At 46.8% G+C, this 25327-nt stretch carries 22 protein-coding genes; 5 read left to right on the top strand and 17 right to left on the bottom strand.

The features are described 5' to 3' along the window. Nucleotides 1-46: 46 nt before the first annotated feature. The 12 genes from AT705_RS05455 to yceD form a co-directional block, all read right to left on the bottom strand. Nucleotides 47-3052, bottom strand: coding sequence for a TonB-dependent receptor (locus tag AT705_RS05455; protein ID WP_058795823.1), 3006 nt, complete (start codon nt 3050-3052; stop codon nt 47-49). Nucleotides 3053-3566: 514 nt separating this feature from the next. Continuing rightward, nucleotides 3567-3713, bottom strand: coding sequence for a hypothetical protein (locus AT705_RS25180; RefSeq protein WP_157576679.1), 147 nt, complete (start codon nt 3711-3713; stop codon nt 3567-3569). Nucleotides 3714-3849: 136 nt separating this feature from the next. Then, nucleotides 3850-5712: a DUF885 domain-containing protein gene (locus AT705_RS05460; RefSeq protein ID WP_058795824.1), complete on the bottom strand. Its 1863-nt coding sequence runs from the start codon at nt 5710-5712 to the stop codon at nt 3850-3852. 116 nt (nt 5713-5828) lie between these two features. After that, a complete protein-coding gene (mltG, locus tag AT705_RS05465) occupies nt 5829-6839 on the bottom strand; it encodes an endolytic transglycosylase MltG (protein ID WP_058797909.1) in 1011 nt (336 codons plus the stop codon). Then, nucleotides 6839-7606 (bottom strand): aminodeoxychorismate lyase, encoded by a 768-nt coding sequence (gene pabC, locus AT705_RS05470; protein ID WP_167552002.1) that lies wholly within the window; start codon nt 7604-7606, stop codon nt 6839-6841. Before pabC ends, mltG begins: the two co-directional genes overlap by 1 nt. A 114-nt stretch (nt 7607-7720) precedes the next feature. Beyond that, entirely contained in the window at nt 7721-8959 is a 1239-nt protein-coding gene (gene fabF / locus AT705_RS05475; RefSeq protein WP_010382118.1) for a beta-ketoacyl-ACP synthase II, read from the bottom strand. Nucleotides 8960-9043: 84 nt separating this feature from the next. Next, nucleotides 9044-9280 carry an acyl carrier protein gene (acpP, locus tag AT705_RS05480; RefSeq protein ID WP_010374019.1) on the bottom strand — a complete coding sequence of 79 codons (237 nt, stop codon included), beginning with the start codon at nt 9278-9280 and terminating at the stop codon, nt 9044-9046. Nucleotides 9281-9489: 209 nt separating this feature from the next. Next, nucleotides 9490-10236, bottom strand: coding sequence for a 3-oxoacyl-ACP reductase FabG (fabG, locus tag AT705_RS05485; RefSeq protein WP_010382120.1), 747 nt, complete (start codon nt 10234-10236; stop codon nt 9490-9492). Between the two features lie 15 nt (nt 10237-10251). Further along, nucleotides 10252-11178 (bottom strand): ACP S-malonyltransferase, encoded by a 927-nt coding sequence (gene fabD / locus AT705_RS05490; protein WP_058795825.1) that lies wholly within the window; start codon nt 11176-11178, stop codon nt 10252-10254. A 59-nt stretch (nt 11179-11237) separates the two neighbouring features. Further along, nucleotides 11238-12281 (bottom strand): phosphate acyltransferase PlsX, encoded by a 1044-nt coding sequence (plsX, locus tag AT705_RS05495; protein ID WP_049863246.1) that lies wholly within the window; start codon nt 12279-12281, stop codon nt 11238-11240. Nucleotides 12282-12292: 11 nt separating this feature from the next. Continuing rightward, nucleotides 12293-12463, bottom strand: coding sequence for a 50S ribosomal protein L32 (gene rpmF, locus AT705_RS05500; RefSeq protein ID WP_010382129.1), 171 nt, complete (start codon nt 12461-12463; stop codon nt 12293-12295). Nucleotides 12464-12474: 11 nt separating this feature from the next. Then, nucleotides 12475-12999 carry a 23S rRNA accumulation protein YceD gene (gene yceD / locus AT705_RS05505; RefSeq protein ID WP_058795826.1) on the bottom strand — a complete coding sequence of 175 codons (525 nt, stop codon included), beginning with the start codon at nt 12997-12999 and terminating at the stop codon, nt 12475-12477. Between the two features lie 120 nt (nt 13000-13119). Here yceD and AT705_RS05510 point away from each other — a divergent pair, with 120 nt between their 5' ends. Next, a complete protein-coding gene (locus AT705_RS05510) occupies nt 13120-13707 on the top strand; it encodes a Maf family protein (protein ID WP_058795827.1) in 588 nt (195 codons plus the stop codon). Here AT705_RS05510 and AT705_RS05515 read toward each other — a convergent pair. Next, entirely contained in the window at nt 13669-14337 is a 669-nt protein-coding gene (locus AT705_RS05515; protein WP_058795828.1) for an HAD-IA family hydrolase, read from the bottom strand. The genes AT705_RS05510 and AT705_RS05515 overlap by 39 nt on opposite strands. After that, nucleotides 14327-15289 carry a 23S rRNA pseudouridine(955/2504/2580) synthase RluC gene (gene rluC / locus AT705_RS05520; RefSeq protein ID WP_058795829.1) on the bottom strand — a complete coding sequence of 321 codons (963 nt, stop codon included), beginning with the start codon at nt 15287-15289 and terminating at the stop codon, nt 14327-14329. Before rluC ends, AT705_RS05515 begins: the two co-directional genes overlap by 11 nt. 509 nt (nt 15290-15798) lie before the next feature. Between rluC and rne the strand changes: the two genes are divergently transcribed. Next, nucleotides 15799-19206: a ribonuclease E gene (gene rne, locus AT705_RS05525; RefSeq protein WP_058795830.1), complete on the top strand. Its 3408-nt coding sequence runs from the start codon at nt 15799-15801 to the stop codon at nt 19204-19206. A 632-nt stretch (nt 19207-19838) separates the two neighbouring features. Here rne and AT705_RS25660 read toward each other — a convergent pair. From AT705_RS25660 to AT705_RS05535, 3 genes are read right to left on the bottom strand one after another with little or no spacing between them, the layout of a single operon-like run. Next, nucleotides 19839-20513 (bottom strand): transglycosylase SLT domain-containing protein, encoded by a 675-nt coding sequence (locus AT705_RS25660; RefSeq protein ID WP_237113789.1) that lies wholly within the window; start codon nt 20511-20513, stop codon nt 19839-19841. Continuing rightward, nucleotides 20456-21154, bottom strand: a complete 699-nt coding sequence (locus AT705_RS25665; protein WP_237113790.1) for a hypothetical protein — start codon at nt 21152-21154, stop codon at nt 20456-20458. The genes AT705_RS25660 and AT705_RS25665 overlap by 58 nt, the downstream gene beginning before the upstream one ends. A gap of 49 nt (nt 21155-21203) precedes the next feature. Continuing rightward, nucleotides 21204-21782: an LPP20 family lipoprotein gene (locus tag AT705_RS05535; protein ID WP_046005920.1), complete on the bottom strand. Its 579-nt coding sequence runs from the start codon at nt 21780-21782 to the stop codon at nt 21204-21206. A gap of 202 nt (nt 21783-21984) precedes the next feature. Between AT705_RS05535 and AT705_RS05540 the strand changes: the two genes are divergently transcribed. From AT705_RS05540 to AT705_RS05550, 3 genes are read left to right on the top strand one after another with little or no spacing between them, the layout of a single operon-like run. Beyond that, nucleotides 21985-23694, top strand: a complete 1710-nt coding sequence (locus AT705_RS05540; protein WP_058795831.1) for a hypothetical protein — start codon at nt 21985-21987, stop codon at nt 23692-23694. Between the two features lie 5 nt (nt 23695-23699). Further along, the gene (locus AT705_RS05545) at nt 23700-24314 is read left to right on the top strand and encodes a penicillin-binding protein activator LpoB (RefSeq protein ID WP_049863255.1); all 615 of its coding nucleotides are present in this window, start codon (nt 23700-23702) and stop codon (nt 24312-24314) included. After that, entirely contained in the window at nt 24304-25299 is a 996-nt protein-coding gene (locus tag AT705_RS05550) for an LPP20 family lipoprotein (RefSeq protein WP_058795832.1), read from the top strand. Before AT705_RS05545 ends, AT705_RS05550 begins: the two co-directional genes overlap by 11 nt. Nucleotides 25300-25327 lie beyond the last annotated feature (28 nt).

The following is a 25327-nucleotide window of genomic DNA, read 5'->3' on the forward strand; positions in this document are numbered from 1 at the left end:
AAAGAAAAGCCGGGCACGAAGCCCGACTAACCAGGGAAACAAACGATCAGAAAGTAAAACGAGCAACCAGGGAAATGTATCGCTCCTCCTGACGACGGGTCACCAGACCATAATCTGGGTTCAACTCCAGCTCCTGACCTTCTACCGAGCTATTTCGAGTTCTCGTTTCGGTGATGTCCAACGCGGCATCGTTATTCAGCAAGTTGTATACTGTGGCTTTGAGCATCAAATCATGACCTGAAACCTCAGTGTTATAAGTCATTGATAAGTCAACATTAGTCAACCAAGGTAAGGTATCAATGCTGCCACGGGGTGCCGGGTTTCCGTGCTCGTCGTAATGGCTAACATGACCGTAATCCCGGCTCACACACGTATCCCAGGGACTGCCGCTTTTACAGCTATCAACATTACGGGGGTGCAAAGATAGGTAATTGGTCGGGCGACCTGAAATGGCGCGCGCAACCATTCCCAGTGTAAACTCATCAGTCAGCTCATATGCACCGGCAAACTTAAACGCATGGCGGTGATCATTAGGCAAATTGCCGTAACCATTGTCCATTAGATCTGCGTAATCATAAGACGTTGTCCAGCCGGGGTCTGCTTGGTTATTGTCGGTTTTGACCAACCCCTCGGTGTTACCATAACTATGTGACCAGGTATAAGATGAGTTGATCCTCAAACGATCTGTGATGCTGCCTTCAAGTGTAAACTCCAGCGCCAGATACTTACGCTTAGCTTGCTGTAATGCCAGCTCCTCTGCACTCAGGCTAATTTCATCCACCTGACCATCGCCGTCGAAGTCGTAGCTCATAGTAATGGCTTCGCCCGGGTTATTCAGCACATAGTAGGAACTTTGCCCGACATTGTCTGAAATACCCATTTCAGCCAACTTTTTAGCTAGTACAGGACCCACATCGGTATCTTCTACGCTACGACCCAAATCCCGATAAATGGCACGAATACCAAGTGCCATATCGCCGAACACTTCTTGCTGATAACCCAGCGTGAATTCATCTGAGTACATAGGCTTTAGGCTTGATGAAGCAATCAACCCGGGTTCCGTAATGCCGCGCTGACGCCAGTAACGATCACGAAGCTGTGCACCTCGGCTGGGAGAGCCATCTGCGCCCAGTACTGGCAGTCCATTGGCATCCACTTCGTCCAATGCATAATACTCAAACCATTCAATGGAAGAAGACCCTTGTGTCACGTTCATATTGACCGAGACGGGCTGGAAATAACGACCATAAGTTGCAAAGATTTTTGCACTGCCATCACCATGTAAGTCATAAATGGCCTGCAACCGGGGTGCAAACTGATCTTTCATATCAATGAAAGCACGTCCATCGGAGACCGTGTTTTCAAATTCACTGTATCTGAAGCCCAGATTCAGTACCAGATTATCCGTCGCCTGCCAGCTGTCGTTTACATAGAATGCCAGTGCAGTCGAATCAGAATCCACCTCTCTGGTGCGCACCCGACGCTCAATATAATCCGTGCCCTGTGGCGCACCAGAAATATCGTCTTCTGATGCGGTTAAGATAGTCCACCACCCCTGTGCCTCACCTAAGCCATTTTGACCTTCATAATAGTCAACCGTGATCTTGCTGTAATCCAGACCAAATGACACCGAGTGCATTTCGAGATCCCAGGTAAAGTCGAGTTTAAACTGATCGCGCACGAACTCTTCTTCTGTGACACTGCTCGCGGTATGAGACGACACCGTGACAAAACCATCACGCTCATCCCACACACCCGGCTCTGTGGATGCGACCACGTTTTCGACATTTTCCGATACCCGACCCAATACAGCAGAGACTGAGAAAAAGTCATTGATATACCCGTTGTAATTAAGACTGTATACTTTGCCGCCGTCTTCACCGGGGGCAGCAACACCACGTTGCTCCCCTATTACATTGGTTTCCCAGTCATATCCATAGGATGTAGTATCCCAGGTCCGTTTATTGTTCATCGCTGAAAAGCCCAGGGAGTGGTCTTCACTGATAAACCAGTCTAACTTAGCAAACCAGCGATCTTCTTCGCGATCACGGTCGTTGTAGACAGTTTGTCTTGCCCAGGTATGGTTTTCTCTGCGTGGAGCTAGTAATCCATAGAAGAACAGAGAGTCTTCAATCAACGCGCCGCTGGCCCATACCTGAATTTCCTTAAAAGATTCGTCGGACTGCTGGGTATTGGTGTCATAACCCACAACACCATTACTCTGGTAAATAGAGTCATGCTGGTCTCGCAAACTATTGGGGTCATAACGCATTTCGACACCCAGTTTGAAATCGTTATCACCGGATTTAGATACCGCATTTACAATACCACCGAGGGCCCCGCCAAATTCGGGGCTGACACCCCCTGTTTTAACCTGAGTTTGCGCAATGGCTTCCCAAGGCAAACGAATGGAGCCCAAGCCAGTGCGAATACTGGTGACATTCAGACCATTAAAATAATAGCCATTTTCAGCAGAAGAGGAGCCGCCAAAGCTAGACGCACCTTTAAAGTCTGAACCTCCAGGTTCTGCAGTGCCGGGAGCCAGCAATGCGATACTTTCAAAACCAGTATTAACGGGCATGGCTTTGATTTCTTCATCTGTGTAAGTGACACCCGCAGTTGATGAAGCCATATCGACCCGGCGAATGGCAGTACCTGACACAGCGATACGCTCAATATCCGTGGCACCGACGCGATAGAGTTGCGCATCCAGTAGCACTGACTGGCCAATGTTTACTTGGATCTGTTCTTCCATAACCGACTCAAAGCCATCTTTGCTAATCGTTACCTGATACTGACCAACAGGCAAATTACGCAGGATATATTCGCCCTGAGCATTGGTTGTTGCGCTGAAGGTCAATCCCTTCGCTTTATGTGTAAACACCAGCTCGACTTCATTGAGCTCACTGCCCTGCCCACTGACGATATTACCTCTGACCAGACTGTTACCGTCCGCTGCAAATACAGGCACCGCGCTCCCTATTGCGAGCGCTATTGCACTCGCAGCCAGAGTATGACGGATCGCCTGCGTTTTATTTTTATTGTTACGCATTTCTAATTCCTGTTGAGTTCCCATTGATGATTTGCCTGTAATAGGCCTATTCACCCTACAATGAATTTATATTGTATACAATATTTTTTATTCCAAAATACTTGAACTTGTCATCTTCAATATTTTTAACCACACAGCTATACAGAGGCTTGCCAAATACAAGACTCGGCTCAGAGTCGACTTCACACCCTGTTATCCGTCGCACAGCTAGGATTCTGTGATAACGAGTATCGAGGAAGTACTTGAGTAATTGGAACAACGAATAGAATTGGAAAGTTACGATGTGTCTAACAGTAGCCAAGCGGCATAGTTCTGTGTTTATACCGACTTCGTAAGCAAATATTGAGGGGTTATTGCTTTGTAGTCATGATTTTTGAGAGATTTAGTGAGTATTCACTTTGGAGATTCAGGCAGGTACTTTTAATTTTGGTGAAGTAATAATTTGTCAGTACACAACCAACACTGTTCAAAAATAGCAGTGCTGGTTGAAGTTTAAATCAATAGGTAGTCTTTATTAGTGTTTGTGTCCTTCAGCACCCTGACATTCAGTATCGGAGTTTGTGAGTCCTCCTCCCGCCACATTTGGTGTCAAACCTCTTTCCAAGCCTTTGTTTTCACTTGCTAATTTTTTTACTGGCTTTTTCTTTAAGTTAAGAATCATTTTAAGTCTCCTTGTATTTAACTCAAAACCACACTAAACAAAAGTAAACATAAAGGAGTCGCTATATGAATTAATTAATAAGGTAAAAACTTCCTCATCACCTAAAAATAAGGTGGCAAATAGCCACCTCAATAATTTAAATTTGTGATGCCACCCAGCGGTCAACATCATCTTCTACAATGGCCAGTGGCCTTGCGCCTTTAAGCAAAATGACATCATGGAACGCTTTTACATCAAACTTATCACCCAGCGCCTTACGGGCTTTATCACGTAATTCAACGAGTTTGATCATACCCAGTTTATAACCAAGCGCCTGTCCTGGCCAGGCAATATAGCGGTCAATGGCCGACGTCACATCGCTCATTGCCGAGCCTGTTGCCTCCGCAAAATACTCTATCGCCTGCTGACGCGTCCACTGTTTATAATGCAGACCCGTATCAACCACCAAGCGCGCGGCGCGATAGGCTTCAGCCTGTAAACGACCCAGATCACCGAACGGATCGCCTTCGTACATGCCCATTTCGTAGGCAACGAGTTCAGAATACAGCGCCCAGCCCTCAATATAGCCATTGAATGACGCATTTTGACGCATCAGACCTATGTCCGTTTGCAACATATTCAGGGCAATCTGGAAGTGATGACCGGGAACCGCTTCATGATAGGTCAACGTTTTCATGCCAAAGCTGGGTACCGCTTTCATGTCTTTAAGGTTGATGGCAAACACTCCCGGTCGGCTACCATCTAAAGAAGGTGCACTGTAATAGCCACCCGGTGCACCGGCTTCAACTTCTTTGGGAATACGACGAACCTCAACTTTTTGGGGCGGCAATGTCGAGAAGTATTGCGGTGCCTTTTTATTGATGGTCTCAATTTCACCCCTTAAAAAGGCTAACAGGGCTTCTCTTCCAGCATCACTGTCTTCGTATAAAAAACGTGGCTCATCGTTGAGCTGCTTCATACGATCGCCCACAGAGCCCGTAGTATAGCCATTTTCGCGTAGGATCTGATCCATACGCTCGGTGATCCGTTTAACTTCGGCCAGACCAATATCATGGATCTGCTGCGCGCTGAGATCTGAGTCAGCCAGATAGGTAATTTCATGCTGATAGAAAGCTTCCCCGCCTGGCTGAGCCCAGATCCCGACTTTTTCAGGCGCTTTTGCTTGTAACACTTCCAGATCAGCAATCACACGGCGATATGCTGGATAAACCTTCTGGTCAATTAATACTGTAGCTGCACTAATGAGCTCGGCTCTTTGTGCTTCAGAGATTGACTTAACCTCGGATAACTTGGACTCGAATGAGGTAACCAACGGGTGTTTCTTGCCTGAATGTGCGGTGAAGTTATTCAGGTAACCGAATGTATTCGGGAACAGGACCTTGGGCAGGATAATGCCTTTTTCCGCATCGTCTGCCAATTTATTCCGGACTTGATCTGTCAATGTTGCAAACGCTTCTAGCCTGCTCAGGTAATTTTGTGCATCCTGCAGGTTTTCAACGCTGTGCTGATCTTTAAGTAGATTCGGAATGTCTACCAGAGGTCCGGAAAGCTGGTTAACGATATAAGGGAGGTGCCCGCCCCAGGTATCAATATAGCCGCCACTAAATTGTGCATCACCAGCATAGTAGCGCGCCAGCACCTCGTTCACACGCAGGTGCAGGCGATCATCTTCGCTCATGCTATGTGATTGCAGCCGTTGTAACTTTTGTGCGGCGTTATTCATATCAATTTGCAGTGCCTGCATGCCAGATGCTGAGTAATCAGGTAACCTGTCGGCATAACTACCGTATTGCTCAGCAGGCAACTTTAACGAGGTTGCCAGCGCGGGCTGATGATTAATAAAGGTTTGTGTATATGCGTTAACTTGCTTGTCGATGTCGGCACGGGATAATGGTGCAGCGGCAGTGGCTGCTGAATCGGTCTGATTGACCCGGCTATCCTGAGCACAGCCCGTCAGAGCCATCGCTATGGCGAGCGTGAGCGCGTTCAACTTATTCATTTCAGAGCTCCAGTTTTTTATTCTGTATAGTGTCGTGATGCTGGTATACCATATTTGTCTACAATATACAGCTGATTGAGATCAGAGATTAAGGGCACTCACTTATTTTCAAGTACTTAGCCCTTATGTTTGTTCAATATATAACGCTGTACCGCCTGATTATGCTCTTTTAGAGACTTGGAAAAATAATGGCTTCCGTCACCTTTGGATACAAAATAAAGGTAATCGGTCTGTGCGGGCTGCGTTGCCGCTATAATGGCGTCAAATGACGGCATTGCGATGGGTGTTGGAGGTAAACCTTTAATTCTGTACGTATTATAGGGCGTATACTCGCGCAAATGACGACGTTTAATGTCACCGTCAAAACTATCTCCCAGCCCATATATCACTGTTGGATCAGTTTGCAATCGCATTTTACGGTTCAGACGATTTACAAAAACAGACGCTATCAATGGCCGCTCCTGTGCTTGACCGGTCTCTTTTTCAATGATGGACGCCAGGATCAATGCTTCATAGGCTGAACTTATGGGCAGATCCTGTGCACGTTGCTGCCAGGCCAAAGCCAGCTGGGTTTGCATACGTTCACTAGCATGCCTGAGCAAGGTGGACGCTTTATTATAAGCATGATAATGATAGGTCTCGGGATACAGCCAACCTTCCGGGTGAGGGCCCGGAGTACCAAACAAGCCGTCTACATCTTCCCCTACGTTCGGAACAAAATCCATGTCAGTCAGGTCAAAATCGATAAAAGGGGCCGCTTTGAGGTTTGCCAATACCTGCTTAAAGGTTTGCCCCTCTATAATCGTGAACATAAAATCGGCCTGTGCACCGGTGGATAACTTTGACAGCGCGCCCAGCACGCTCAAGCCTTGTAATTCATATACACCCGCTTTAACGTTAACCCGCTCAGGGAACAATTTCCCGTAAACTTGGTAAGGCAGGCAACGCTCAATCCAGTGCACTTCTTGCCAGCGCTGACAAATTGCCGCAAAAGTATCACCCCGTTTAACCTCAAAATAGCGAGTATCACTCAGCAAAGGCGCATCGCGAACTTGCGACACATACTGTGCGCCTGTCAGCATAACAACGACCAAGCCAGACAACAAAAGTAAAATCAGTTTTCTCATCATGCTTTAACAACAAGCTCCGCAGCCAATGCCTGTGCCTGACTCAGACTAAATTGCCGATGCGCTATCTGACGCACTGGTACAAGGCCCATCAGGCTGTTACACAGATAAACAGCATCCGCTGCACATACAGAAGTTAAGTCCAACGTAGCCGTTTTTATGGTGTTATGCTGTTGCAGGCTTGAGAGAAACACGCCCTGGATCCCACAACGAGACAAATCCGGGGTATACCAACGCTTATCTTTACAGATCAGAATATTAGCGGCGGAGCTTTCAATCACCTCCCCCTGTAAATCCATGACCAATACGTCATCAGCGTGTTTGGTTGCGGCATTTTGCTTAATGAGGACCTGTTCAAGGCGATTCAGTGTTTTTAACCCGGCTAACAAAGGTTGGTGGCCCAGGCGAACATCAGACAAGGCAAGACACACGCCGTTTTCACGCCAATCGGCATAGTGAGCAGGATAAACCGATGAAGAGACCAAAGTAGTTGGTCTTGGTTCGTCAGGTAATCCGTAGCCTCTGCCGCCCTCGCCTCGGGTGATCACCACCTTAAGCACCCCATCATTTAGCTTCGTCGCAACGCTTTCGCAGTGTTCTGACAACGCACTCAGATCAAGCGCCGGGAAATACAACGCGTTTGCACACCGCTCCAGACGTTGTAAGTGTCCTTCCCACCTGTCCAGCTTGCCTTCATACACTCTGACCGTTGTAAAAAAACCATCGCCGTAATTTAATCCCCGATCCCGGCTGTATACCTGCTGCATCACTCTTTACCACCTCAAAAATATTAGCCCAACTGTACCATATTCATTGTTGAGACAACGTCAAAAAGGCATAAAAAAACCCGGCTCTGCCGGGCTTTTATGATTTATCTACTATCAGACTTTCTTAAATAGCAAAGAGCCATTTGTTCCGCCGAACCCAAATGAGTTACATAGCGCATAGTCCAACTTGGCATCACGTGCAGTATGTGGCACATAATCTAAGTCACACCCTTCGTCTGGGTTGTCCAGGTTAATAGTCGGTGTCACTTTTTGGTGCTGTAGTGATAAAATACTGATAATAGACTCTACAGAGCCTGCAGCCCCCAACAAATGACCCATCATTGATTTAGACGAGCTCACCATCACATCTTTTGCAGCATCACCGAACACAGACTTAACCGCAGAGGTTTCAGCTTTGTCACCCGCTGACGTAGACGTACCATGTGCATTGATGTAGCCAACTTGCTGAGCATTGACACCCGCGTCTTGTAAGGCATTTTCCATCGCCAATGCAGCACCAGCACCGTCTTCAGGCGGCGATGTCATATGGTATGCATCACCACTCATGCCAAAACCAACCAGTTCTGCATAAATCTTAGCGCCACGCGCCTTAGCATGTTCATACTCTTCCAGTACAATCACACCTGCACCATCAGCCAGCACAAAACCGTCACGATCTTTATCCCAGGGGCGAGACGCGGCTTGTGGGTCGTCATTACGTGTAGACAGAGCGCGGGCTGCGCTAAAACCACTCATACCAATTGGCGTTGATGCTTTCTCGGCACCACCGGCAACCATGGCATCTGCATCACCGTAGGCAATCATACGCGCCGCATGACCAATATTATGCAGACCTGTCGTACATGCCGTAACGATAGAGATATTAGGACCTCTAAGACCGTGCATAATCGACAAATGACCCGATATCATATTGATAATGGTCGAAGGTACATAAAATGGAGACAGCTTTCGTGGACCACTGTTAAGCAACTTAACATGGTTCTCTTCAATCAGTGTCAGGCCCCCGATCCCAGAACCCACAGCAACACCAACACGATTGGCATTGTCTTCTGTGATTTCCAATCCGGAATCTTTAAGCGCCTGTACGCCCGCAGCAACACCGTACTGAATGAACAAGTCCATTTTCTTGGCGTCTTTCTTTGACATGAATTGAGTCTCGTCAAAATCATTGACCAGACCCGCAAATTTAGTACCGAACTGAGTAGTGTCAAAGTGCGTGATATTGCGAATACCACTTCGGCCTTCTAACAAGCCCTGCCAGGTTGACTCAACGTCATTACCTAACGGCGTCAACATACCTAAGCCAGTTACTACGACTCGACGTTTAGCCACGGTTTCCTCCAAAAGGGATTTTCGAAATGATGGGGGGTATAAAGAATCAGGGCAGCGAACGCTGCCCCAATTTAAAGCCGTTAATTACTCAGCGTGAGCAGTAACGTAGTCGATCGCTGCCTGAACAGTAGTGATTTTCTCAGCTTCTTCGTCAGGAATCTCAGTGTCGAACTCTTCTTCAAGAGCCATTACCAGCTCAACAGTGTCAAGAGAATCAGCACCCAGATCGTCTACGAAAGACGCTTCTGATTTTACTTCTTCTTCTTTAACACCTAGTTGCTCAACGATGATTTTTTTTACGCGTTCTTGGATGTCGCTCATTCTTCTTTCCTTTATTTAAACGCTATCGCGTTAATTTCAGATTGCGGCGTAGTTTACGGCGCATCATACTGTGATTCAAGGATTGACCATGACTTTTTTTTCTGGTCAAACCTGTTACTAAATATTTTTTACTTTTATCGCCTATTTTACTAGCAATTTCAAGTAAGATTGCAGCAAGATCACAAAAACTTCAATCTCGCTGACAATTGTTACACCATGTACATAGCGCCGTTTACGTGTAAAGTTTCGCCTGAAACATAAGCACCAGCGTCTGATGCGAGGTAAACAGCTGCTGCTGCGATCTCTTCTGGCTTACCAAGACGTCCTGCCGGCACGTTCGCGAGTGTTGCCGCTTTTTGCTCGTCAGTTAGCTCATCAGTCATGTCAGTTTGGATAAAACCAGGTGCGATCACATTCACAGTAATACCCCGTGATGCGACTTCACGAGCCATCGATTTCGAGAAACCAATAACACCCGCTTTCGCAGCGGCGTAGTTTGCCTGACCTGCGTTGCCCATAGTGCCCACTACTGAGCCGATATTGATGATACGACCCGATTTTTTCTTCATCATAGGACGCAAAACAGCCTTAGACAATCGGAAAATTGAGCTCAGATTGGTATCAAGAATCTCATCCCACTCTTGATCTTTCATCCGCATCAATAGGTTATCACGGGTAATGCCGGCATTGTTTACCAGCACATCTACATCACCCAAGTCTTGTTTAATCGCCTGTAGTGTTGCTTCAATTGAATCTGCATCGGTTACATTTAGTTTGTAGCCTTTACCATTATCACCCAGGTACTCAGAGATTCTGTCTGCACCTGACTCACTTGTTGCAGTACCAGCTACTTTTGCACCCTGTGCAACCATCGCGTTCGCGATTGCTTTACCAATGCCTCGGCTTGCGCCCGTGACAAGTACAACTTTACCTGTCAAATCAAATAAGTTTGTCATATATAATTCCGTCAATTACTTTGCAGACGTGATTGCGGCCGCATCATTGACGGCGCTGCACGCTACAGATTTATCAATTCGCTTGGCCAGACCGGTCAGTACTTTACCTGGACCAAATTCGTAAGCCTGTGTGATCCCTTCTTTCGCCAATTGCTGAACAGTCTCGGTCCAACGAACCGGGCTGTATAACTGACGAACAAGTGCATCTTTAATTGCTTCACCACTTTGCTGCTGCGCAACATCAACATTATTGATGACAGGGAATGTCGGCGCCGAGAACTCAATCTCTGCCAGATCTGCAGCCAGTTGCTCTGCAGCCGGCTTCATCAGCGCACAGTGAGAAGGCACGCTTACAGCCAATGGCAATGCGCGTTTAGCGCCCGCTTCTTTACAAGCAACAGATGCACGCTCAACCGCTTCTTTATGGCCGGCAATGACCACCTGACCCGGTGAATTATAGTTAACCGGGGCTACCACTTGCTGATCAGCCTGCTCTTCACAGATTGTCGCAATGACATCATCGTCCAGACCAATAATTGCCGCCATAGAACCCGTACCTGCCGGTACTGCCTGCTGCATGTACAGGCCGCGTTTTTCTACCAACTTAACTGCCGTGGCCAGATCAAGCACACCTGCACACACCAGCGCTGAATATTCACCCAGGCTGTGACCAGCCAATACCAGCTCAGCGTCGACCTGTTCAGTCTGCCACTGGCGGAAAATCGCGACACTGGCAGTCAACAATGCCGGCTGAGTGCGATGTGTTTCGTTCAATTCGCTTTCAGGACCATCAACGACTAATTTAGCTAAGTCGTAACCCAGTGCCGCAGAGGCTTCTGCAAACGTGTCCTGAACAACCTGAGAAGTTTCTAATAATTCCGCCAGCATACCAACGCTCTGAGAGCCCTGGCCTGGGAATAGTAAAGCAATCTTTTGTGACATAGTGTGCTCTTTTGATTTCTATATCCTGCCGTTTCCTTAGCAACACTATTTGGATGAAACTAGGATCTGGCAGATGTCTCTTCAATCGGCGCCATTTCTTCAAAGGTCGCCTGGATCTTATCTGGAATACGTCTGTCGATCTCTCTGGCCGCTTCTTCGATAGCAGCCATAAATGCCTTCTTCGACGCATTTCCGTGACTTTTCACTACAATACCGCGCAATCCTACCAGACTTGCGCCATTATACTGGTCGGGGTTCACACGTTTATACAGTTTTTTTATGACGGGTCTAAGTAAAAATGCCAGACAGCGGTAAAAAAGGTGCTTTTTCAACGCTTTTGTAAACCTAAACATGATAAGTTTGGCAATTCCTTCACAGGTTTTCAATGCGACATTGCCAACAAACCCTTCACAGACAATGACGTCTGACTTACCCGAAAATATATCACTGCCTTCACAATAACCCTGATAGTTAATGACTGGACAGTCCTGCATTAATTTAGCAGCTTGCTTGATACCATCATGCCCTTTGATATCTTCCAGTCCAATGTTGAGCAAATGTACCTTGGGTCTGTCCAGTTTAAGCGCCGCACCCGCAACAATGGATCCCATAATTGAGAACTGTAATAAAGTTTCAGGATCACACTGAACATTAGCACCTAAGTCTAACAGGTATACGGGTTGTTTCTTTTCTGTGGGTACAGACGTAATAAGAGCTGGTCGTTTGATGCCCGGTAGCATCTTCAATACATAATGGGCCATGCTGAGTAGTGCACCTGTATTACCCGAGCTCACGCAAGCTTGTGCTTGTCCGGCTTTCACAAGATCCAGTGCAACGCGCATAGAAGAGTTGCGTTTGTTACGCAGCGCCTGAGCAGGTTCGCAAGTATTGGTGACGACTTCATCACAGTGTTTGATGATTAAACGTGGATGAGACAGCGCATTGGCTTTTTCCAGTGCACTTTCAAGAACTGTACGGTTGCCACATAGCAACAGTATCAAACGGGGATGTTTTTCTACCGCTTCGATTGCGGCGGGTATTGATGAACGGGGGCCGTAATCGCCCCCCATCATATCTAACGCTATGGTTAGATCAGCGTGCATAAAGTAATCTCTTACTTAGAAATTACTTTTTCGCCTTTGTAGTAACCGTCAGCAGTTACGTGGTGACGACGGTGAGTCTCACCAGAAACTTGATCTACAGTTAGTGTAGGACCGTTAATAGCATCGTGTGAACGACGCATGCCACGACGTGAACGTGACACTTTACTTTTTTGTACCGCCATTAGCCTATCTCCTAAGAATCTTTCTTAAGTTGTTTTAAAATTTCAAATGGATTTGGTTTGCTCTCTTGTTCTTCTATGTCACCAAAGCTAACTGGCTTATCAGAAAAAGAACAAGATCCTTCTTCATGCTTAGGAACGATGGGGATCGCCAGTATCAATTCGTCTTCGACAATTTGCCGGAGATTCATCTCACCTTCTTCATCCAACTCCACAACATCATAGCACTCAGGAAGTTCGTCCGACTCTGCACCTAATCCGACTGGCGAATACGCAAAGTCTTGTTCCAAATCCAACCCTAGTTCATCGTTACAACGTTGACACAACACAGTGACTTTGGTCTGTACGCTTCCACGCACTACAACCAAACCTTGCTGGTCTGTTTCGCAACGAATAGTTACCGCTATTTCACCTACTTGATCTTGCACAACTTGCTGCAAACGAGGAAGTTCTTCAAGCGCTATCACACCGTCATAACTGGCCCGGCGTTGTGCCGCTTTGCAAGGATCAATGGTGATGGGAATTTTCACCTTTTGCATAGGGGCTGCATCATATAGATAGTTACTGCTTTAGTCAAAGCAAAATTAAACTTTCATATTGTTTTTAGCCGCGTTGTGATTATCCTATGGGAAATTTTCTCAAACGCGGTCCCGGTACTTATGAAATCACCACTAATCTTAGCCTCCAGCTCACCATTTAGGCAGCAAATTTTGGCAAAATTATGCCTGCAATTTGACAGTTTTTCACCTGACATTGATGAGTCGGCACACCCACAAGAAACACCAGCCGAACTGGTGGCCCGATTAAGTGAGGCCAAAGCGCAAACAGCGCACCAGTATTATAGCAATGGATTGGTGATCGGTTCAGATCAGGTGGCTTTATTTAACGACCAGATCCTCGGCAAACCCCATACTGTCGAAAATGCCCATAAGCAGCTTCTACAATTCAGTGGACAGGTCGTGACGTTTCTGACCGGGCTCTCTGTTTACCAACTTGAAACACAGCGAGCCATCACGAAAGTCGTACCATTTAAAGTTCACTTTCGGACACTAAGCGAAGCTCAGATAAAACATTATGTTGCTAAAGAACAACCGCTCAACTGTGCCGGCAGTTTTAAAAGTGAAGGGCTAGGCATTTGTCTATTCGATAAATTGGAAGGAGAAGATCCCAATACCCTGATTGGCCTTCCCCTGATTGAGCTGACTAAATCACTGGCTGAGTTCGGCGTTGACGTACTCGGACAATAAAAAGTCACTCAGCTGCGCATAGTTATGGCACAAGGCCAGTGGTGCATGCTGTTTTAATTGCGTTTCACTGGCTGCGCCTAATGTCACAGCGACAGCCGGTACATTTGCATTGCTGGCCAGTTGCATATCAATGCCCGTGTCACCGACCATAATTGCATCGCGGGCATCGACTGCAAGCTCGGTTAGGATCTGCTGCAACATATCAGGATCCGGTTTTGACTTAGCATCATCTGCCGTTTTAGTCAGACAAAAGTAATTGCTCAGTCCACTATGTGCCAGCAAGTTATTTAACCCCACCCTGCTTTTTCCCGTTGCAACTGCAAGCAACACACCTTGTGCTTTGAGGTCAGCCAACAGTGTTTCAACGCCATCAAACACCGTAAAGGGTGTTGTGTCTTCCTTATATAGTCGTTTATAACTCTTTGCCAGCTCTGTGGCCTTGTTTTTTTGTTCGGGAAACAAGGTCGCTACGGCCGTTTCAAGCGACAAACCAATAATGGACTTAGCAGCATCATCCGAGATAGGAGGCAGTGCATGATATTGTGCTACCTTATGTAAAGTATTAACAATTTTAGGCACAGTATCCATTACCGTGCCATCCCAATCAAAAATGACCAGTTTACGCGCCATTATTGCCCCTTAGCGTTTTCAGGCAATGTTCCAGCGCTTTATCCAATGGTGCCTCGACGTGCAATGTAGTTTCGTGTTTAGGGTGAAGAAACCTCAGTTCCCGGGCATGCAGGAATAATCGACCCAGGCCCAACTGCCGCATTTTACTGTCAAACACCTGATCACCATACTTATCATCACAGGCTATTGGGTGGCCCTTACATTGAGTGTGCACCCTAATTTGGTGAGTACGACCCGTCACGGGTGATGCCTGGACTAGTGTTGCGCCTTCAAAACGCTCCAGTACGCGAAATCGGGTATGAGAGGCTTTGCCCTCTTCATGGTCTACACGTACCACGCGCTCGCCAGATTGCAGCGTATTTTTCCGCAGCGGTTCGGTGACATTTTTATGTTTAGCAGACCACTCACCACAGACCAGTGCCCAGTAATTCTTTTCCATGGTTTTCTCTCTGAGCTGTTCGTGCAACCCTTTTAGAATTGCACGGCGTTTTGAAATCAATAAACAACCAGAGGTATCACGATCTAATCGGTGCACCAACTCGAGGTTTCTTTCATCCGGACGCAATGCTCGGATGGCCTCTATCAGCCCATAGCTCAAACCACTGCCACCATGAACCGCCATGCCGGAAGGCTTATTCATAACTATCAGATACTTATCTTCATAAAGAATGGCGTCCTCTAACCCAGCGACTTTATCCAGGTTCTTTGGTACAAACTCGGACTTTTCCGCCACTTTAACCGGTGGAATGCGCACTTCATCATTCAGTTGTAGTTTATAAACCGGCTTGACTCGCTTTTTGTTAACCCTGACCTCCCCTTTGCGAAGAATTTTGTAGATTGCGCTTTTCGGGACCCCTTTGAGATGGGTAAGCAAAAAGTTATCTATACGCTGACCGAGTTGGTCTTCTGTTATGGTTACAAAACTTACCTTTAAGCCGGTTTTTTCTGACATTGCCTAATCACTGAATTGAGTAATAATTTAGTTGCTATCACGCGGGTATTAGTGGGATAATCGGCCCGCCTATCTTTGCGAGCGTGCTTTTTATCGCATTGATGCCGCTGTGATGCACATCTTGGGTGGAGGATCATACAGATTAGAGCTGAGATTTCCACAGCTTTATCGACCCGACCCAGTGACAAATACGTGCGTTTAATCTTAAATGAAGCGTGTAATAGTTCATTGTATTGATTAAACACAGCTAAATAACCGAAATTAAAAGCAATAATTATTAATGTCTTGTGTAGATTAGTCGGGTTAGGTTTAGACCCGTGCGACATCCGTAAGCCGAGTGAAACACTCTATAACCCGCCACTTAAAAGCAGTGTGGCATAAGCGTTATATGCGGAAGTAAATGATTGTTCCCGTCTCCCAGTCGTGAGACTGCATTATAAAAATAGGAACACTAAACACCTGAACTAAGGTGCACAGGCAAAGTGTAAAAAATTAAGTAGAGTAAAAATATGAAACGTATGCTGATCAATGCGACGCAGCAAGAAGAAATGCGCGTTGCACTGGTTGACGGCCAGCGTCTGTACGATCTCGATATCGAAAGCCCTGGTCATGAACAAAAAAAAGCCAACATTTACAAAGGTAAAATCACTCGTATAGAACCTTCCCTAGAAGCCGCTTTTGTCGATTATGGTGCTGAGCGCCACGGTTTCCTCCCTCTCAAAGAAATTGCCAAAACATACTTCCCGTCAGGCTACACCTTCAATGGTCGTCCAAACATCAAAGATGTGATCAAAGAAGGCCAGGAAGTCATTGTTCAGGTCGATAAAGAGGAACGAGGCCAAAAAGGGGCTGCGCTAACGACTTTCATCAGTGTCGCTGGTAGCTACTTAGTGCTGATGCCAAATAATCCACGTGCCGGCGGCATTTCTCGCCGCATCGAGGGGGATGAGCGCATCGAGCTGAAAGAAGCGCTGAGCCGTCTGAACCTGCCAAAAGGTATGGGTCTAATCGTGCGTACAGCAGGTGTTGGCAAATCGTTTGAAGAGTTAGAGTATGACCTTAAAGCGCTGCTTGTGCACTGGGAAGCGATCCAAAATGCAGCAGACAGCGGTAAGGCACCATTCTTAATTCATCAGGAAAGTAACGTCATTTTCCGCGCTATTCGTGATTACTTACGTCGCGATATCGGTGAGATTCTGATTGATAAAGCACGTGTATTTGAAGAAGCGAAAGCCCATATCGAGCGATTCAGACCTGACTTCATTAACCGCGTTAAGCTATATCAAAATGATGTTCCGTTATTTACACACTATCAAATCGAAAGCCAGATAGAATCGGCTTTCCAGCGTGAGGTACGTCTGCCTTCTGGTGGTTCTATTGTTATAGACCCAACGGAAGCACTTACCTCTATCGATATCAACTCGTCAAAAGCAACCAAAGGCGGTGATATCGAAGAAACGGCGTTAAATACCAACTTAGAAGCTGCAGACGAAATTGCCCGCCAATTACGTTTACGTGACTTGGGCGGCCTGATAGTCATCGATTTCATTGATATGACGCCTCCTCGTCACCAACGTGAAGTGGAAAACCGTCTGAAAGACGCCGTACGCGCAGATCGAGCTCGAGTGCAGATAGGTAAGATTTCACGTTTTGGCCTGCTGGAAATGTCTCGTCAGCGTCTGCGTCCGTCATTAGGTGAAGCCAGCCAGCATACATGTCCACGCTGTGATGGTCAGGGAACCATACGTTCAAACGAATCGATTGCTTTGTCCATCTTACGTCTGATCGAAGAAGAAGCCATCAAAGAAAACACCGCTCAGGTTAATGCACAAGTACCGGTGAAAGTGGGCTCTTACCTGCTTAACGAAAAGCGCAGGGCTGTACAGCGCATCGAAAAACGCCACAACTGTGATGTTGTGATCATCCCTAACCAGCACATGGAAACGCCTCACTATGACGTTGTCCGTCTGCGCAAAGATGATGTGCCAGAAAGCGTCAGCTATGATCAGGTTGTAACGCCTGAAGTTGAAGTTGTCGCCGCACCGATTGCTACACCAGTGGTTAAAGAAGAACCGGTTCTGAAAGGCGTAGCCATGCCAACAGCTCCAGCACCAGCACCACAACCAGCGCAAGAGACAAAACAACCTCAGACACAAAAGAAAGAGGAAGAGGAAGCGGGCCTGCTAAGCCGCATTGGCAAATGGCTGAAAGGTCTGTTTGGTACTGAAGAAGAGCAAAAAGAGGAAGAGCAGCCAAAGCAGCAACCTCGCCAACGTCAGGACAACCGCCGTCGCAATCAACAACGTCGTAAAAATCGCAACCGCAATGACCGCCGTAACGATGGTCGTAATGACGGCCGCAACGATGAACGCAATGACAATCGTAAGGCTGAGCAAGACAACAGCGATAATAAGGCACGCAAAGAAGATCATAACGACAACCAGGAACGCAGCGAAGGTCGTAACAAACGCCGTCGTCAAAACCAGCGTCGTCGTAATGATTCTGATAAAGCGAAGCAAAATACAGAGCAAAGTTCCGAACAGAAGCAGGACAATGCAGAACAAGCAACGCAGGAAAAAGCGAACAAACCTCGTCGCCAACGTCGTAACTTGAAGAAAAAAGTGCGTATTGATGGAGAGTCAAAAGCAACCCAAACCGCTAATGAAGCAGTTGAGGCTGAAGCTGTAAATGATTCAACGCAAAAACCTGAACAAGCACAACAGCCAGCTGCGGAACAAAAAGCAGAAACTGTCGCAAAAGAAGTGACCCAAGACGCAGTGGAAGCTCAAGTAGCAGCGTCTGGTGTCCCTGCTGATGAGGAGGCAAAACTCACTCAGAACCAAGCTCAGGATAGCCAAAAAGGTGAAGAAACAGCGGAAGAAGACAAAGAGCAACGCGAACAGCCACGCACTCGCTCTCGTCGCTCTCCACGTCACCTTAGAGCTGCTGGCCAGAAACGCAAACGTACTGAGAATAAAGATGCAACACCTGCATTTGTACCAGTCGCGGATCAGGCTGCTGCGGAGTTTGAAGCTGAGCTTAATGCCACGGCTGAGCAAACCGAGGAAGCGCCTGTTGCTGAGCAAGCTGTAGAAGCACCTGCTGCTGAGCAAGCTGTAGAAGCACCTGCTGCTGAGCAAGCCGTAGAAGCACCTGCTGCTGAGCAAGCCGTAGAAGCACCTGCTGCTGAGCAAGCCGTAGAAGCACCTGCTGCTGAGCAAGCCGTAGAAGCACCTGCTGCTGAGCAAGTTGCAGAAGCACCTGCTGCTGAACAAGTTGCAGAAGCACCTGCTGCTGAACAAGTTGCAGAAGCACCTGCTGCTGAGCAAGCCGTAGAAGCACCTGCTGTTGAACCAGTCGTTGAAGCGCCTGCTGCTGAGCCTGTCGTTGAAGCGCCTGCTGCTGCTGAGCCTGTCGTTGAAGCGCCTGCTGCTGAGCCTATCGTTGAAGCGCCTGCTGCTGAGCCTATCGTTGAAGCGCCTGCTGCTGAGCCTATCGTTGAAGCGCCTGCTGCTGAGCCTATCGTTGAAGCGCCTGCTGCTGAGCCTGTCGTTGAAGCGCCTGCTGCTGAGCCTGTCGTTGAAGCGCCTGCTGCTGAGCCTGTCGTTGAAGCGCCTGTCGCTGAGCAAGCCGTTGAAGCGCCTGCTGCTAAACAAGTTGCAGAGACAGCTGTTGAAACCACTCCACTAGTGAAATCCACTGAATCAGCGGTATCGGTCCGTGTGCGTTATCAACATGTTGCTGAAGCACCAATGACAAAAGCTGCTGCTGATGAAAGCGCTGATATCGCCATTACCGTTCTGGCAATGCCAGACTCCATGCGCGAGAAAGTGAGCGACAGTGGACAGGGCTCTGGCTCTAAGTCTCCGACAGCAAGAGCAAGCTCAGCTATGGCATCACCAGCCAGTTACGAGTAGGTTTTGTACTAAACCTTCTAAAAGGGCCGCAAATGCGGCTCTTTTTGATCCTTCCTGACTCATACGTTCAGAGTAAACCTGTCATGTCAGCCTGCATAGCTAAGTTGTTTATTTTCTAGCAAGAAAACCTCTTGATAGCCCCCTTTCACATCCAGCCGTCATTCTGGCATCTATCTATTAAGAAGATGAAAGTGTGCGGGCTGACAGCTAATGAGGAACCCTTAGGCTGTATTGTCGAGATTAACTCTGTAATTCATTAGATACTCAGTATGCTATCCACTCAAGAGAACGAAAGTGTCGGGGCAGAAACAGGTGAGCTGTTGTACACTGCGACTTCACTGCCTTCCACATTGACCAATTTCTTTCTGAGCAACGAAGCACTCAGGCAACTAAAATGAACCGCTACTCTAAGCTGGGGCTCACTTTAAGATAAAAGATGTCCAACAAAATTAGAAGCGTGTGAAACGATATCGGGGTAAAGGTAGATTCAGGAAGTTGTCCGAACGAAGAAGCGTTAATCTAGATACCTGGACGGCGTTGAAACTATGTGAAGAGAAAATAAATGGCTGTATTTAGAGGATAAACGGAATGGCTACACCAGTGCTATTAGCACTGGCATACCAGTATCAGAGTTAGATATACAACTTTTCAGTCACCAGCACTTTTTTCAGATACCTACGTGTCTCATTGTAGGGCAAACCTTGCTGTAGTGCTTCCAGAACGCGCTCAGGTGACAAGGAGTTAATCACTCTAGCCGCACGCTTGATATTTCGAGATCCGTCAGCATTAAACACACTGGCGACATTACCGGCGCCCGTATTATAAGCCGCTATCATACAATACTTACGACTTAGTGGGTCCTTTATCGCGCTAAGATATCGATCGTTGAGAAGATGCAGATACGCTGTGCCTGCTTCAATATTGTTATCAACCACATACAGATAAGGCGGGCTCATTGGCTCATCCAATTCATAGAGGAATCGATTTACATCAACGCCTGCACTGGTTGGCACGATCTGCATTAAACCAAATGCAGGAATATGTGATTTGGCGAGCGGATTAAAGTGACTTTCTGTATGCATCACTGCCAGTACCAGACTGGTATCGATCTCAAAGCGTTCGCTTTGCTTTGCAATTTGACCTTGATACTCAGAAGCGCGCTTGTGGGCCAGACCATTTTTCGGCATTTTGATCCGAACCTGAGTGATCTGCTGCGGTTCTGTTTTAGAAATTTGTTTAACAGACTTAGTCAGGTTTTTAATGCGCTTGGTTGCCAGCTCATCCAACTCCGCTTTTTTTGTTTCCAACTGCTTATTTGCTGCTTCAACCAATTGCGGTTCCGATTGCAATGCCCCAGCGCTTCATCGGCCTGTTGCTCTGCTAACTTTTTCTGTTCCTGTGTTTGCTGCTTGATCTGAGCTTTTGCTGCAATGATGGATTTAACGCGCAGTCCATTATCTATTGCAACCTGCTCACGTTCACTGGTGCCACTTGCCAGTGATTCGCCGCTCAAAAAAGACTGAAACAGCTTACGTTCAGATTGCCTGAACCTCTCGATAGCCTGAGAAATCTGCTGATCCGAGACATGTGTTCCTGCATGATGCCGCACACTGAGAACTAACTCATTGTTCTGGAAATCAACTTCCAGGCGTTCCCGGTTATCGTCTGAATAACCAACAAACTGGCTTTGGTCAGACACTTTCGCCTCACCCCACTGCTGGATCAGTTGATCGCGAAACGCATCAAACTCTTCAAAATGCGCCTCAACATAGTCATTAAATTCTTGTAAATGTTGCGCCTTGTAGCGCTCAAATTCCGTTTGCTCCTGGGCGCTGCTGTCATAGGTTTGCATTGCCGCTTCCAGTTCATTAAACAAACTGGATGTGCTGGCAACCGCTGCTGCGGCGGCAAACTGAGATGCAATCGTCAATGCAAGTATGGTTTTCACAGCCCACTCCTATCAATGAAAAGCGCACCTTTTTAAGGTGCGCATACAATTAATTGGTTAATCTGGCGATTTCTTTTTCCAGATCTTTTTCAGCTTTAAACGCTTTGAATTCCTGATAGAGGAATTGCTCATCTTGCGGATTAATTTGCTTTTTACTTTCTTTTACCAAGTCTTTGAACAAGCTTTTCGTCAATGCCGGTGATAATGTCGTCAGGGCACAGAAATAATCTTTGCCGCCAATCTCAACTACATCGGCTTTAATTACACGAGAGCCATTAAGCGTTTGCTTTGTTAGCTGCTTTGATACCGAGCTAAACGTTGCACCGACCGTTGTTTCTTCATTCGCATCAGTACGATTAGAGAAAGTCTTATCCAACCCTTCGATACGCGTTTCAATTTGCTGTGCCAGCGCTAACCTTGCATTAGCGACGGCCATTTTCTGGTCAATTGAGATATTGCCTGAAAACTTCACACAATCCGCAGCAGCGATGCCATTTTCAACAGCTGGGTTTAATACCCAATCTGGTATATTAATCTTCGACTCAGAGGCAGTTTTTTCTCCAGTCGAGCTACAGGCTGTTAACATCCCTGCTACGAGCATAGTAGTAATAAGCGGTTTGATCTTCATGATATTGTCCTTCGAGCTATTGATTGCTAAGCGATGATTTAAATTTAACAAAAGCCTGATTGCTTTACAGTAATAAATTGTAAAAACGATTTTTTACAATATTCAGCTTCAAAAAAAGCAAAATAATCTTTAAGTTAGTGCAAATATATCCAACTTCTTTGATATAGTCACCGTAAACTTTATTACAAGCAAAGGAAGCGTAATGCTATCTCTATTCAACACTTTGCATTATCGAGCTTGGTTAACAGTGACCCTGATTGTGGTTCTGACTGGATGTAATACAACACCCGCCAACAAAAATGCAATTTTACTTGCTCAGCAAGGTCAGTTTGAGCAAGCCAAATCGGCGATAGAAACAACCTACTCTGCATCAGGTAAAAACAAGTTATTGCGATACCTTGAGCTCGGTACATTGTATCACCTCGAGCAACGATACAAATTAAGCAATGATAACCTTGACCAGGCAAAAGCCATTATTGAAGAGCAATATACTATCAGTGTTTCAGAGCAAGCGCTGGCACTGCTCAGCGGCCCGACTTACACCACTTTTTCAGGTAAAGAGTTCCATCGCCCTCTGATCAATGTATTTAAAGCACTGAACTATAACGCGCTCGCAAACCAAAACCCTGCTCAAAGACAGTACTACCTGGATGCTGCTCTGGTTGAAATGCGTCAGCTCGATACCTATTTGTCGACACTCACCGACGAAACGGGTGGTTATGATGGCAAACCAAGTGGCGATGGTCTGACCGACCGCGTTATGCGTATTTTACAGCCGCTTCTGGCTCCTAACGATCTGTTGAAAAACGTGGACTACAAAGATGATGCATTTGCCCACTATATCAGTGGCATTTTGTATGAAAGCAGCAACGAACTGGATGCTGCCCGTATTCAGTACCAAAGAGCCGCCACTGCATTTGAACAAGGTTTTGCTAAACAATACGATTTAGACAGCACTGTGACACAACAAGCTTATGCTGATTTAGCTCGCGTCATGCGTAAAGCGGGTGGATACGGCAATGAACTTCGCGCTATTGAAAAAAAATGGGGCGATAGCATTGGCGCCACACAGCAATCAGGCCCCCTACTCACCGTCGTTCAAAACGCAGGGATTGGCCCACAACGCAAAGAGTTTAATTTATTACTAAAGGCTGACCATGATGCCAAAGCGCTCGTTGTTACTCCCATTCTCTGGGGGACTTCTTCTGAGCGAAAAGCGCAAATGTGGTGGTTTCAGATGCTATATGCCGATACCAGCTTATTCGACATGATGCAGAATTATGCCACTGGCGATCTGGGGGACGTTGCAATGGGCGCATTGACTAAGCGTTTACCATTGGGCGATTCTCTGTGGCAAAGTGCGAAGGCTACCGGGCTAATTGACGCACTTGAACACGGTAGTCGCATTGCGGTGACTTACCTGGAGCCGTTTGAGCATAAAATAGAAAAAACGGAACTTTGGATTGATGGCCAAAAAGTGTCGGAGCTGGGCAACTATCACTCTGTCAGCCTGCTGACTTTGCAAAGCGCACTTAAAAATGCCAACAGAGAAATGCAAATCGCACTGACTCGAGAGGTCGTTAAAGCAATGACAGCGCACAAAGCAATTCAAAGCACCGGTCTGCAGGCATTTGATGGTTTTGCCAAATTAGCAACCAGTGTTGTCAACGCAGTCACCGCTAGTGCCGACTTGCGTCAATGGCAGTCACTTCCGTCTCATATAAAACTGGCACAAGTGCCTGTCAATCAAGGTACTGTCAATATTACGCTTAAGACTAAACTGCGCTCAGGCAGAGTCATAGAGCAATCTGACACATTAGACATAAATGAAACTATGACGCTGTGGCATACTCGTACTTTTATTGAAAGTGCCAAATCCGCAGCACCATCCACTCTGTTTACAATGGAATAATTGTTATGAACTGTAAAACCACACTTTTAAAGCTAACTCCTTTGGTTGTTGCATGTAGCTTAGCCATCACAGGCTGCTCCTCAACAAAAGTACAAAGAGTAGATGCAAATCAAGAGGTTGCCCTTTCTGACAAGTGGAACGGCAAGGACTCGCAACTGGTTGCAGAGGCCATGATCAACGATATGTTGAGCTTTCCATGGGTTAACGATCACTTACAAAAAGAAGGCACGCGTCCTGCTATTATAATCCAGTCAGTACGCAACAAATCACATCAGCACATCGCAGTTGATACCTTTCTGAATGACCTCAAGCGTTCAATATTACGCAGCGGTCAGGCGGACTTTGTTGCGAACAAAGATGTTCGTCAGGAGATCCGCGACGAAAGAAAAGACCAGGAGCTGAATGCCAGCCTGGCAACACAGAATGAAATGGGTCAGGAACAAGGCGCAGATTATGCTCTGTCAGGCACCATCAACTCTTTCGTTGATCAGCAAGGCGGCGATCGCGTAACTTTCTATCAGGTTGACCTGAGATTGATCGATATGACCACAAACCGTGAGGTATGGAATGGACAGAAGAAAATTCAAAAGCTGCAGGAGCGCTCGCGCTTTGGCTTCTAATCCCTTGATAGCAACGCTGCTGAGTGTCGCGGTACTCAGCGGCTGTGGCGCGAACAATGCCACTCAGGTGCCTGTTGACAACAAACCGGCATGGATCACTGCTATGCCAAGCTCAAGCTATATGATTTATGGCGTTGGCAGCGCGCAAAATACCGGAGATCTGCAACAGGCAAAACTGGCGGCGCAGGAATCAGCCCGACTGGCACTGGCTAAGCAATTAAATGTTACCATCTCAGCCAACACCAGAATTGAGCAATCAGCCAGCGAAAAGTCGATGCAGTTTCATGTTGATGAGCTGATTAACTCTCAGGTCCCTGACATTCATTTGCAAGGTGTTAAAATTGAAGATGAATACGTCAGTGCCGATAAGCAAACAGCGTTTGCACTGGCCGCCTTTAATCGCACCGAAGCCGCAATGCAAACGGAGCTGACCATTAGGGCTTTGGATGAAGATATTGCAGCCTTCTCAGTGGCTGCCAATGGCAGTAAATCACAACAGCTGAAACAAGCCGTTGCACTTAAGGAGTTATTGGTCAGACGGGATAAGCAAAACCACTATCTTACTCAGCTTCAGGCTGCCCCTCTGCCCTTACCTGCATCTGTTCGCGATAAACAGCAACAGGCCGATGCGCTTATTAACAGCATCAGCTTTAGTATTGAAAGTGATCATCAGGCACATCGTAAAGTGCGTGACATCCTGGCAAAAGCGCTCAGCTCTCAGGGGATCAAGGTCACCACAGGTGAGGCTGATTTTGCGCTAAAGTTCACTGTTGACTGGCAGGATATGAACAAAGCAGGTACCTTTTACAGTGTGGCAGAAAGCTACCTGGTGGTGATGGAAAATGGCGAAGAACAGGCGCACTTTAATACCAAGGTGAAGGCAGCGTCGAGCTACAAGGACACTGCTAAGAGTAATGCGATGACCAAATTAGCCAACAAGTTGGGCACCCAGCTGGCGCAGTTTGTGGTTACAGGTAAGTCCTGAGCAAAGCAGATATTTAACTGACATAAAA

Origin of the sequence: Pseudoalteromonas rubra, from assembly GCF_001482385.1 — a bacterium.
Lineage (GTDB): Bacteria > Pseudomonadota > Gammaproteobacteria > Enterobacterales > Alteromonadaceae > Pseudoalteromonas > Pseudoalteromonas ardens.